Genomic DNA, 11,842 nt, shown 5'->3' with positions numbered 1-11,842 from the left:
ATCCGCGCCCCGCACCCGAGCCCCCACTTTCCCCCGGCGCCTCACACCCCCATCGGAGTGTGCAGTTCCACGAGCAGTTCCACCTCGACGGGTGCGTCGAGCGGCAGCGACGTCACGCCGACCGCGCTGCGGGCGTGGATGCCCGCGTCACCGAAGGCGGTGCCGAGCAGCTCGCTCGCGCCGTTCACGACGCCGGGCTGGCCGGTGAACGAGGGGTCGCTCGCGACGAAGCCCACCACCTTCACCACCCGCTTCACCGCGGACAGGTCCCCGGCGACCGACGCGACCGCGGCGAGCGCGTTCAGCGCGCACTGCCGGGCCAAGTCCTTGCCCTGCTCCGGGGTCACCCCGGCGCCCACCTTGCCGGTCAGCGGAAGGGCCCCGTCCACCATGGGCAGTTGGCCGGAGGTGTACACGTGGTGCCCGTTCAGCACGGCCGGTACGTACACGGCGACCGGCGCGGGGGCGGGCGGCAGGGTCAGTCCGGCCGCGGCCAGACGCTCTTCGGGGGTCGTGGGGGTCACGGTCACGACGGGCTCCTCCGGGGGAAGTGGACGATGGGTTCGACCATGCCCGGCTCCCGCGCCGAAAGCCGCCGAAAGGCCTGCTCCACCCGGGTGAAGGGGAATTCGTGGGTGGTCACTTCACGGCGGTCGGCCTCCCGGGGTCGTCGCGGTGCTGGTCGGGACCGGCCGACGGGCCGCGGCGAACGCCCCGACCCCCGAACCCGGCCCGGGCGCCGTGCCCGCGCCGGTCCCGCGCCGGGCCCCGGGCGCCGTCAGGGCCGGGTGATGCGGACCTGGTAGCTGCCGTTGCGCAGTTCCCCCACCACCGAGACGCTGATCCCGGACTTGTCGTCGGTGAAGGTCTCGCCCGGCACGAACGGGGCGTCCGACAGTTCGGCGTGCACGTTGGGCCGCCGGGTGCAGCCACCGCTGTCGGCCGCGCTGTCCCGTACGGTGACGGGCCCGCGCCCGGTGTCCACGCCCGAGTCCACCTTGTAGATGAGCACGCCGGGCCGGCACACGGCCTCGTCGTTCCCGGCCCGCGTGCGCACCTCCACCGCGTACCCGGAGCTCTCCGACAGCGGGACGAAGGCCAGCTTCGTGCCGCCCGTCACGGCCAGCGGCGACAGGACGTGGTCACTGACCCCGGACTTGGAGGCGCAGCTGATCTGCTCCCCGTCCAGCCACCCCAGCTTCCACTTGTGCCAGCCGAGCAGGTCGTTGTTGGCACCCCAGTCCTCGCTCATGATGTCCCAGTGCCCGACCGTGCCGCCGCCGTCGGCGGTGTAGAGGTCGGGCAGTCCGAAGACGTGCCCGTTCTCGTGGGGGAGCACCCGGTAGCCGGTCTCCCGGTAGGAGCCCGAGCCGTCGTCCTGCCGGCTGTAGACGAACGAGGTGTTCGCGAGCGGTACGCCGTCCGCGACCGGGGCCTCGGCGTTGCCCGAGAAGGTCACCGACAGGACGGTGTCCAGGGCCGACGGGCCGGCGTTCGGCGTGACCAGGATGTTGACCAGGTCGTACTTGCCGAAGTCGACCTCGCTGTCGGCGGCCTTCGCGATGTGCTCGACGAGCTGGCGGTACCCCGGCTCGTACGGGGACCCGCGCTCGATCCCGTACTGCGCGAACGGCATCGGCATCCGCAGCCAGTCCGTTATCGGGGCCTCGGCCCGGTAGCTGAGCCGGCCGTAGGAGCTGGTCCGGAACCAGTCGGAAGTCTGCGGGAAGAACTCCGACAGGCGGTCCATCGCCGTGCCCTCGCCCTTGGCGTCCGGGAAGTCGATCATCAGGTTCAGGGCGCGCACCTCGCCGGTCGACCGCGAGTACCCGGGCGGTGTCGGCAGGCCCTCGGACATCTGCACGCCCATGGTCCCGGCGAGCCGGCAGGGCGCCAGCACCGACTCCGCGGTGGCGGCCACGGGGCCGGCCGCCGAATGCCCGCGGCCGGAGATGCCGGTGCTCGCGGTCGCCGTGACGCCGAGGGCCAGCGCGGTCAGACCGACGTACGCGCAGGCGCGGCAGGGTCTGCGTATCCGGCGGCGGGTCTGCGGCATGGAGATCGCCTTCGGGTCCGCGGCAGCCGGCCGGGTCCGGACTGCGCTCTGTCCGTTCACCCTCCGTCGGCTGCGGCGCGCCCGCGCGTCGGGAGCGTCCAATCGGGCCCGGCCCCCGAACCGGCCGGTGGGCCGGCCCCGCGCCGCCCCCCGGCCTGTGAGTCAGGTCACACGCGCCGGCGAAATAACCGGGGACTCCCTCCCCGTTTGCACCTACGTCCCACGAAGCGGGGACGGGCTCCCCGTTTCGGACCGCGCAACGCGCAGGCGCCGAACCGGCGTCCGTGGCCCGAGCCGCAGTCCCGCCCGCACCCCGCCCGAACCTCCCGCCCGTCAAGGAAGGCCCCGGAATGAAGAGCCCGACCCGCACCCGCGCGGCCGCCCCCGCGGTGACGGTGGACCTCACCACCGCGCCGATCGCCGCCGCCCCGGAGCCGGTCGTCGTGGGCGCGGCCCCCACCCGGGTGCCGAAGCCGCGCGCGGACGCCGTGCGCAACCGGGAGCGGATCCTGGTCGCGGCCCGCGAGATGCTGGTGGAGTTCGGCTCGGAGGCGCCGCTCGACGAGATCGCCCGTCGCGCCGGCGTCGGCAACGCCACCCTCTACCGGCACTTCCCGGACCGCTCCGCCCTCGTCCACCACGTGGTGCTCTACGTGACGGGTCGGGTCGCCGCCCTCGCCGAGGACGCGCTGGCCGAGGAACCCGACCCGTTCACCGCGCTCTGCCGCTTCGCGCACGCCGCGGCCGACGAGCGCATCGGCGCCCTGTGCCCGATGCTCGCGGCCGGCTTCGACCCCGATCACCCCGAACTGATCGCCTCCCGCACCGCGTTGGAGGAGTCCGTGGAAGCCCTGGTGGCCGCCGGGCAGGACGGCGGTCTCGTCCGCGCCGACATCGGTGTCGGCGACCTGATGGTCGCCCTGTCCCAGCTGAGCCGCCCCCTCCCGGGCACCGGCTGCCCGGACCTGGACCGGTACGCGCACCGGCACCTCCAGCTCTTCCTGGACGGGCTGCGCGGCCCGGCCCGCTCCGAACTGCCCGGTGTGGCCGCCTCCTTGCGGGACCTCAGACGTAAAACCACGTGACGCGCCAAACCCTCGTTAACTAGGCTCTTTCAGTCATTCCGCACAGTGAAGCAGGTACCCCCATGTCAAAAACAGCCGCGACCGCTCCGCCGGTCGTCGCCGATCCCAATCGCTGGAAGGCGCTCGTCTTCATAGCCCTGGCGCAGCTGATGGTCGTCCTCGACGCGACCATCGTGAACATCGCGCTCCCGTCCGCCCAGACCGATCTCGGCATCTCGGACGGCAACCGCCAGTGGGTCATCACCGCGTACGCGCTCGCCTTCGGCGGGCTGCTGCTCTTCGGTGGCCGCATCGCCGACAAGTGGGGCCGTAAGAACGCCTTCGTCGTCGGCCTCGCGGGCTTCGCCCTGGCCTCCGCGCTCGGCGGCGCCGCCACCAGCGAGGCGATGATGCTCGGCGCCCGCGCCCTCCAGGGCGCGTTCGGTGCGCTGCTGGCCCCGGCCGCGCTCTCCCTGCTGGCCGTCAGCTTCACCGACGCCAAGGAGCGGGCCAAGGCCTTCGGCATCTACGGTGCCATCGCGGGCGGCGGCGGCGCCGTCGGCCTGATCCTCGGCGGCTTCCTCACCGAGTACCTGAACTGGCGCTGGACGTTCTTCGTCAACATCCCCTTCGCGATCGTCGCGGCCGTCGGTGCCTGGATGGTCATCCGCGAGCCGGCCGGCTCCCGCAACCCCGCGAAGCTCGACGTCCCCGGCGTGCTCCTGTCCACCACCGGTCTCGTCTCGCTCGTGTACGGCTTCACCCGCGCCGAGTCCGAGGGCTGGTCGGACCCGCTGACCATCGGCCTGTTCGTCGCCTCCGCGGTGCTGCTGCTGGCGTTCGTGTACGTCGAGTCCAAGGTGAAGTCCCCGCTGCTGCCCCTGCGCGTCCTGCTGGAGCGCAACCGCGGCGGCGTCTACCTCTCGCTGGGCCTGGCCGTCATCTCGATGTTCGGCCTGTTCCTCTTCCTCACCTACTACCTCCAGGTCGTGAAGGGCTTCTCCCCCGTCAAGACCGGCTTCGCCTTCCTGCCGATGATCGCGGGCATGATCACGGGATCCACCCAGATCGGCGCCCGCCTGATGACCCGCGTGCCGCCGCGCCTGCTGATGGGCCCGGGCTTCCTCGTCGCCGCGACCGGCATGCTGCTGCTGACCCAGCTGGAGGTCGGCTCCTCCTACCCGGCGCTGATCCTGCCGGCGCAGCTGCTGCTGGGCCTCGGCATGGGCACCGCGTTCATGCCGGCCATGTCGCTGGCCACGCACGGCGTGAACCCGGCCGACGCCGGTGTGGCCTCGGCCATGGTCAACACCTCGCAGCAGGTCGGCGGTGCGATCGGCACCGCCCTGCTGAACACGATCGCCGCCTCGGCGACGACCGCGTACCTGACCGACCACGCGGCCGAGGTCGCGGCGGGCGGGCCGGCCGCGCAGCTGGTGCAGGCCAAAGCCATGGTCGAGGGCTACTCCTCCGCGATCTGGTGGGCCGTCGGCATCCTCGTGATCAGCGCGGGCATCGCGTTCACCCTGATCACCACGGGCCGACCCGGCGCGGGCGCGCCCACCGCCGGCTCGGGCTCCGACTCCGAGGACGCCGAGTTCAAGATCCCGGTGATCGCCCACTGACCGGGACCCCGGTACGGGAATGACTGACGACCCCGCTTCGTTCAAATTTGAACGAAGCGGGGTTAGTCTTTCCACGGCAGCCACGGCAGCCACGGCAGCCACGGCAGCCCCGCCGACAGTCGGGGGAGAGCTCTGTCGAGGGCCCGCTCCGCCGCCACCCGACGGCTCCCGCACCGACCTCCCGACCAGCACCGAGGAGCGCCCGATGACCTCCGCGCCCGCCCCCGCCCGCATGCCGGCGCTGTACCTGAGCCACGGCGCCCCGCCGCTCGCCGACGACCCCGTCTGGCCCGGCGAGCTCTCCGCCTGGTCGGCGGCGCTGCCCCGGCCGCGCGCGATCCTGATGGTCTCCGCGCACTGGGAGGAGGCCCCGCTGGCGCTGAGCGCCACCGAGCCCGTCCCCCTCGTGTACGACTTCTGGGGCTTCCCCGAGCACTACTACGCCGTGCGGTACGGGGCCCCCGGCGCCCCCGAACTCGCCGCCTCGGTCCGCGCCCTCCTACGCACCCCCGGCACTCCCGTCCAGGACATGCCCGACCGGGGCCTGGACCACGGCGCGTACGTCCCCCTCGTCGAGATGTACCCCGACGCCGACATACCGGTCCTGCAGATCTCCCTGCCGACCCTCGATCCGACCCGCCTGATGGACATCGGCCGCCGCCTCGCGCCGCTGCGCGACGAGGGCGTGCTCATCGTCGGCAGCGGGTTCTTCACCCACAACCTCGCGGCGCTGCGGCACCCCGGCCCCGGCGTCCCCGGCTGGTCGGCGGAGTTCGACGACTGGGGCCGCGAGGCCCTCGCCGCCGCCGACGTCGACGCCCTGCTCGACTTCGAGGCCAAGTCCCCGGCGGGCCGGCTGGCCCACCCCCGGACCGAGCACTTCGCCCCGCTGTTCGTCACCCTCGGCGCCGCCGAAGCCGACCTCGGCGCCCAGAGCACCCCGGTGGACGGCTTCTGGCTGGGCCTGTCCAAGCGCTCCCTCCAGTTCGGCCAGGGCGCGGCGGGAACCTCGCGCACCGTGCCGGGTTAGGGCGGAACGCGCTGCTTGTCGGATATCCGGGCATTCGATCGCCAGTCCAGGCAACCAGAAGGCGGTGCGGCCCGTCTTCAGGGTGGGAGTGCGGCCACGGGCGGCGCTGTTCCGGGCCGAAGAGCGCCGTATCGCATGTGACGGCGGTCTCACGGGCGTCGTTGTCGTACGGCCCCCGTGAGGGCTTCGCGGTCCGCTTCGATTCCGGGCCTGACCTGCACCCCTTCGGTTTCTCGCCGCCTTTCGCGCCCCTCCGTCACCGGGCGGGGGCGGGGCAGGATACTGCAAGATCTCGAAAAAGAGGGAGCAGCGTGGGAATTCTGTCCCGTTTCCAGTCGTTGTTTCCATCGGAAGCGGGCACTCGGGAGAGTGTCCGAAGGATGAACCGCCGCAGCGCCGGCTGTTCCGGTCCGTCCTCCAGCCGCACCGCGACCGACTCATCGCACCGCAAGGGAGCACGCATGGCAACCCGCGCCGTCGCCCGTCGTCAGTCCACGAGCAGCGCCCGCGCCGTGGGCGGGGAGATCGCCGACCGTGACCTGGTCGGCATGTACCTGGACGAGATCGCGCGCACCCCGTTGCTCGACGCCGCCAAGGAAGTGGAGCTCTCGCAGATCATCGAGGCGGGCGTGTACGCCCAGCAGATCCTCGACGAAGCGATAGAGCGGGCGGGGGACGCCCCCGCCCGCGAGGAGCTGGAGCTCTTGGCCGCCGAGGGCGAGCGCGCCAAGGAAGTCTTCATCCGGTCCAACCTCCGCCTGGTCGTGGCCGTCGCCCGCCGCTACCCGCGCAGCGGGCTGCCCCTCCTCGACCTGATCCAGGAGGGCAACGCCGGCCTGGTCCGCGCCGTGGAGAAGTTCGACTACGCCAAGGGCTTCAAGTTCTCCACGTACGCGACGTGGTGGATCCGGCAGGCCATCACGCGTTCCATCGCCGACCAGTCCCGTACGATCCGCCTCCCCGTCCACCTGGTCGAGGAGCTCGGCCGGATCCGTCGGGTGCAGCGCGAGTTCAACCGCGAGAACGGTCGCGACCCGGAGCACGCGGAGATCGCCGCCGAGCTCGACTCCACGGAGAAGCGCGTCGGTGACGTCCTGGATTGGGCGCGGGACCCGGTCAGCCTGAACATGTCGGTGGACGACGAGGGCGACACCCAGTTCGGCGACCTGCTGGAGGACACCTCCGCGATCTCGCCGGAGCAGTCCGTGCTCTCGTTGCTGCGCAGCGAGGAGCTGGAGGACCTGCTCGGCAAGCTGGACCAGCGCACCGCGTCCATCATCAAGATGCGGTACGGCATCGAGGACGGCCGGGAGCGGACCCTGACCGAGGTCGGCAAGCAGCACGGCCTGACCCGCGAGCGGATCCGGCAGATCGAGAAGCACGCCCTCCTCGAACTGAAGCGGATGGCCCGCGACACCGGCTTCGACGCGGTGGCCTGACCACGGCCTGACCGGTACGCGACCCCGCGGCCCGACCGGCCCGCGTCGCACCCCCCTGACGAGCCCCGGCACCTACCCCCCCCCAGGTGCCGGGGCTCCCCCCTGCCCCGCCCCCGCCCGAGCGGGGTCAGGCCGCGCCCGCCGCCTCCGACAGGCGGCCGGCCAGCGTACGGGCGGCGTCCGACAGGAACGCCGGCGCCAGCACCGTGAACGGCAGTCCCGTCAGCGCCAGCCGGGCCACCAGCCACTCCGGGGCGTCCGCGGTCTCGAAGCGCACCCGCGCCCCGCCCGGCTCCTCCCGCGCCGCCTCCCGCAGCCAGCCCGGCAGCTCCGCCGGAGCCACCGCGAAGGACACGTCGACCCCGTACCGCTCCCCGCCCCGCAGCCCGCGCCGGACGAACTCGGCCGCCTCCATCGGCAGCTCCCGCGCCGCGAACCGGGCCCCCGTCGCGAACGGCTCGCTGACCCGGTCCACCCGGAAGGTCCGCCAGTCCTCCCGCTCCAGGTCGAACGCCACCAGGTACCAGCGGCTCCCCGTGCTCACCAGCCGGTACGGCTCCACCTGCCGCCGGCTGTCCGCCCCGTCCCGCGCCCGGTACGCGAACCGCAGCCGCTCCAGCCCCGCGATCGCGGCGGCCATCGTCGTCAGCGTCCGCGGATCCACGCTCGCCCCGTCGCCACGGGTCACGGCGACCGTCGCCGACTGGAGCGCGCCCACCCGGTGCCGCAGCCGCGACGGAAGCACCTGCTCCAGCTTCGCCAGGGCCCGTACGGAAGCCTCCTCGACCCCCTCGATCGCGTGCCCGGCCCCCGCCCGCAGCCCGACGGCGATCGCCACCGCCTCCTCGTCGTCCAGCAGCAGCGGCGGCATCGCCGCCCCCGCCACCAGCCGGTACCCGCCCTCCGCGCCCAGCGAGGCCTCCACCGGGTAGCCGAGGTCGCGCAGCCGGTCGATGTCCCGCCGGATCGTCCGCGCGCTCACGCGCAGCCGCGCGGCGAGTTCGCTGCCCGGCCATTCGCGGGGGGTCTGCAACAGGGACAGCAGGGTGAGCAGCCGCGCCGGGGTGTCGTTCATGACCCCAGGCTGCCATCCAAATAGGACACCATCTGGCCTACATGCCGTCTAGGTTTCTCTCCATGAGCACCGAGACGTCCCGGACATCGCCCGAAAGAAAGACCGGGCCCGTACGAGAAGAGCGGAACGAAACCACCGCCCCAGCACCGGACCCGGCCGCCGCGCCGGCCGCCGCCGCCGAGGAGGGCGCCGCACCGCCCGGCGACCGCCGACGCTGGCTGGCCCTCGCCATCGTGATGACCGCGGCCTTCATGGACCTGGTCGACGTCACGATCGTCAACATCGCGATACCCAACATGCGCGAGGGCTTCGGCGCCTCTACCAGCGCGATCCAGTGGATCACCGCCGGGTACGCGCTCGCCTTCGCCGCCGGTCTGATCACCGGCGGCCGTCTCGGTGACATCTACGGCCGCAAGCGCGTCTTCCTGATCGGCATCGCCGGGTTCACCGCCGCCTCGCTGCTGTGCGGCATCGCCGCCGACCCGTCCATGCTCGTCGCCTCCCGCATCCTCCAGGGCGCGATGGCGGCCCTGATGGTCCCGCAGGTACTGGCGATCATCCACGTCACCTTCCCGCCGCACGAGCGCGGCAAGGTCTTCGGCATGTTCGGCGCGATCGTCGGCCTCGGCGCCGTCTCGGGCCCGATGCTCGGCGCGCTGCTCACCCAGTGGAACCTCTTCGGCCTGGAATGGCGCCCGATCTTCCTGATCAACCTGCCCGTCGGCATCGCCGGGGTGATCCTGGGCCGCAAGTTCATCACCGAGTCCAAGGCACCCAAGGCCCTGCGCCTGGACCTGCTCGGCGTCGTCCTCGCCACCGTCGGTCTCGTCATGCTGATCTTCCCGCTCACCCACGGCCGGGAGAACGACTGGCCGCTGTGGGGCTTCCTGTGCATGGGCGCGGTGCCCTTCCTCTTCGTCGGCTTCATCGCCTACGAGAAGTGCAAGATCAAGAAGGACGGCTCGCCGCTCGTCGAGCTCTCCCTCTTCAAGGTCAAGAGCTTCGCGGGCGGCATCACCGTCCAGCTGACCTTCGGCATCGCGACGGGCATCTTCTTCCTCGTCTGGACCCTGTACATGCAGATGGGCCTCGGCTGGACCGCCCTGCGGGCCGGCGCCACGGGCATCCCCTTCTCCCTGGCCGTCTCGGCCGCCGCGGGCATCTCCGTCCAGAAGCTCGTACCGCGCTTCGGCCGCAAGGTGCTCCAGGCGGGCGCGCTGATCATGGCCTCGGGCCTGCTCCTCTACATCTGGGAGTCCGAGCACTACGGCATGGGGATCACCTCCTGGCAGATGGCGGCCCCGCTGGTCGCCATGGGCATCGGCATGGGCCTGATCGTCGCCCCGCTGACCGACACCGTCCTGTCCCAGGTCCCGCGCGAGCACGCCGGCTCGGCTTCCGGCCTGATCAACACCACCGGCCAGGTGGGCAACGCCCTGGGCCTCGGCCTGACCTCCGTCGTCTTCTTCGGGCTCATCGACGACGACCGGGTCTACGGCGCCCCCTACGTCGAGGCCTTCCGCGGCGCGCTGTGGTGGGTCGTGGCGGTCCTCGTCGTGATCTTCGCGGTGATGTTCATGCTGCCGCGCAAGCAGGTCCCGATGGGGGAGCGCGAGGGCGGCGACCCGCAGGCCGCCCCGTCCCCGGAGAAGGCCCGCACGGTCTGACGGTCCCGCGCGGCCCGGCCGGCGCGCACCCGTACGGACATGCCCGTCCCCGTGGACCGGGCATGTCCGTTTTGCTTTGCTTCTCCGGGTCTGTGGGCGTACGGTAAGGGTGAAGCCACACAGTCGGGCACAGGACGGACCGAAACCCACATGTACGGACCCGAGCGCCAGCAGGAAATCCTGCGCCTGGCCCGCGAAGCGGGGCGCGTGGACGTGCTCTCCCTGGCCGAACGTTTCCAGGTCACCGCCGAGACGGTACGCCGCGACCTGACCGCCCTCGACCGGGCCGGCCTGATCCGCCGCGTCCACGGCGGCGCCATCCCGTCCGGCCGCCTCGACTTCGAGCCCGACCTCAACGAACGCGAGGCCACCGCCGCCGACGAGAAGGACCGCATCGCGGCCGCCGCCCTCCTGAGGATCCCCGACGGCGCCGGCATCATCCTCGACGCCGGCAGCACCGTCGCCCGGCTCGCCGCGCGCATCCCCGTCGACCACGCGCTGACCGTCGTCACCCACGCCCTGCCCGTCGCCGCCCGGCTCGCCGACCACACCGGCATCGACCTGCACCTCGTCGGGGGCCGCGTACGCCACCGCACCCGGGCCGCCGTCGACGCCTGGGCGCTGCGCGCCTACGCCGAGGTCCGCGCCGACGTCCTCTTCCTCGCGACCAACGGCTTCACCCCCGAAACCGGCCTGACCACGCCCGACCTGGCCGAGGGAGCCGTCAAGCGGGCCGCGATCGCCGCCGCCCGCCGGGTCGTGCTGCTGGCCGACTCCGCGAAGGCCGGCCAGGAACACTTCGCCCGCTTCGGCACCTTCGCGGACGTGGACCTCCTCATCACCGACACCGGGCTCGCCCCGGCCCACAAGGCGGCGATCGAAGCCGCCGGTACGGAAGTCGAACTCGTATGATCGTCACCGTCACCCCCAACCCCTCCCTGGACCGGACGTACGAGGTCCCCTCGCTGGAGCGCGGTACGGTCCTGCGCGCCACCGGCGACCGGGTCGACCCGGGCGGCAAGGGCGTCAACGTCTCGCGGGCCGTCGCCGCGGCCGGCGTCCCCACGACGGCGGTCCTCCCGCTCGGCGGCACCCCCGGCATACTGCTCGCCGAACTGCTCGGCGCGCAGGGCGTGGACGTCACCGCGGTCTCCATCGCCGGCCGGACCCGCTCGAACATCTCGGTCGCCGAACCGGACGGCACCCTCACGAAGATCAACGCGCCCGGCCCCGAGCTGCTGCCCGAGGAATCGGCCCTGCTCCTGGAAACGGTCCGCACCTGCTCCGCCGAAGCGGACTGGATCGCCTGCTGCGGCAGCCTGCCCGGCGGCGCCGGCACCGACTGGTACGCCGAACTGGTCACCCGCGCCCACGAGGGCGGAGCCCGCGTCGCCCTCGACACCTCCGGCCCGGCCCTCCTCGCGGCGCTCCCCGCCCGCCCCGACGTGATCAAGCCCAACGCCGCGGAACTGGCCGAAGCCGTCGGTCGCCCGCTGCCCACCCTCGGCGACGTGGTCAAGGCCGCCGAGGAACTCCGCTCGCTCGGCGCCGGATCCGTCCTGGCCTCCCTCGGGGCCGACGGACAGCTCCTCGTCTGCGCGGAGGGCACCTTCCACGGCACCGCGCCCGTCACCACCGTCCGCAGCGACGTCGGCGCGGGCGACGCGGCCCTCGCCGGGTTCCTCATCGCGGGCGGCAACGGCCCGGCGGCGCTCGCCTGCGCCCTGGCCCACGGGGCGGCGGCCGTACAGCTCCCCGGCAGCGCCATGCCCACCCCCGCGGACCTGCGTCCCGCGGAGGTCCGCGTCACCGCGGACCCGCCCCTGGACCTCCCGCTGACCGGATCCGCCGCGCTCTGATCCCCGGTCCCCCCGCCCGGGCGGGCA

At 72.9% G+C, this 11,842-nt stretch carries 10 protein-coding genes; 7 read left to right on the top strand and 3 right to left on the bottom strand.

Annotated features, from left to right (window positions below; translation table 11 throughout):
* Window positions 1-41: 41 nt before the first annotated feature.
* Window positions 42-524 (bottom strand): RidA family protein, encoded by a 483-nt coding sequence (locus tag ACZ4XJ_RS29195; protein WP_468497989.1) that lies wholly within the window; start codon window positions 522-524, stop codon window positions 42-44.
* A 254-nt stretch (window positions 525-778) separates the two neighbouring features.
* Window positions 779-2,056, bottom strand: a complete 1,278-nt coding sequence (locus ACZ4XJ_RS29190) for a M6 family metalloprotease domain-containing protein (RefSeq protein WP_362879928.1) — start codon at window positions 2,054-2,056, stop codon at window positions 779-781.
* Window positions 2,057-2,406: 350 nt separating this feature from the next.
* On the opposite strand from ACZ4XJ_RS29190, the gene ACZ4XJ_RS29185 reads away from it, so the two are divergent.
* From ACZ4XJ_RS29185 to ACZ4XJ_RS29170, 4 genes are all read left to right on the top strand, one after another.
* Window positions 2,407-3,141 carry a TetR/AcrR family transcriptional regulator gene (locus tag ACZ4XJ_RS29185; RefSeq protein WP_362879929.1) on the top strand — a complete coding sequence of 245 codons (735 nt, stop codon included), beginning with the start codon at window positions 2,407-2,409 and terminating at the stop codon, window positions 3,139-3,141.
* 62 nt (window positions 3,142-3,203) lie between these two features.
* Window positions 3,204-4,745, top strand: a complete 1,542-nt coding sequence (locus tag ACZ4XJ_RS29180; protein ID WP_468497944.1) for an MFS transporter — start codon at window positions 3,204-3,206, stop codon at window positions 4,743-4,745.
* A 205-nt stretch (window positions 4,746-4,950) separates the two neighbouring features.
* Window positions 4,951-5,775 (top strand): dioxygenase family protein, encoded by an 825-nt coding sequence (locus ACZ4XJ_RS29175; RefSeq protein WP_362879933.1) that lies wholly within the window; start codon window positions 4,951-4,953, stop codon window positions 5,773-5,775.
* 461 nt (window positions 5,776-6,236) lie between these two features.
* Window positions 6,237-7,214: a sigma-70 family RNA polymerase sigma factor gene (locus ACZ4XJ_RS29170; protein ID WP_362879935.1), complete on the top strand. Its 978-nt coding sequence runs from the start codon at window positions 6,237-6,239 to the stop codon at window positions 7,212-7,214.
* A gap of 127 nt (window positions 7,215-7,341) precedes the next feature.
* On the opposite strand, the gene ACZ4XJ_RS29165 is transcribed toward ACZ4XJ_RS29170, so the two are convergent.
* Window positions 7,342-8,289: a helix-turn-helix transcriptional regulator gene (locus tag ACZ4XJ_RS29165; RefSeq protein WP_468497943.1), complete on the bottom strand. Its 948-nt coding sequence runs from the start codon at window positions 8,287-8,289 to the stop codon at window positions 7,342-7,344.
* Between the two features lie 62 nt (window positions 8,290-8,351).
* Here ACZ4XJ_RS29165 and ACZ4XJ_RS29160 point away from each other — a divergent pair, with 62 nt between their 5' ends.
* From ACZ4XJ_RS29160 to pfkB, 3 genes are all read left to right on the top strand, one after another.
* On the top strand, window positions 8,352-9,956 hold the full coding sequence (locus tag ACZ4XJ_RS29160; protein ID WP_468497942.1) for an MFS transporter: 1,605 nt from the start codon (window positions 8,352-8,354) through the stop codon (window positions 9,954-9,956).
* 150 nt (window positions 9,957-10,106) lie between these two features.
* The gene (locus tag ACZ4XJ_RS29155) at window positions 10,107-10,868 is read left to right on the top strand and encodes a DeoR/GlpR family DNA-binding transcription regulator (protein WP_468497941.1); all 762 of its coding nucleotides are present in this window, start codon (window positions 10,107-10,109) and stop codon (window positions 10,866-10,868) included.
* A complete protein-coding gene (pfkB, locus tag ACZ4XJ_RS29150) occupies window positions 10,865-11,815 on the top strand; it encodes a 1-phosphofructokinase (protein WP_362879943.1) in 951 nt (316 codons plus the stop codon). Before ACZ4XJ_RS29155 ends, pfkB begins: the two co-directional genes overlap by 4 nt.
* The last annotated feature ends 27 nt before the right edge of the window (window positions 11,816-11,842 follow it).

It is taken from the genome of Streptomyces sp. NPDC029836 (genome assembly GCF_055574495.1).
This window is presented reverse-complemented; position numbering and strand designations above follow the sequence as displayed.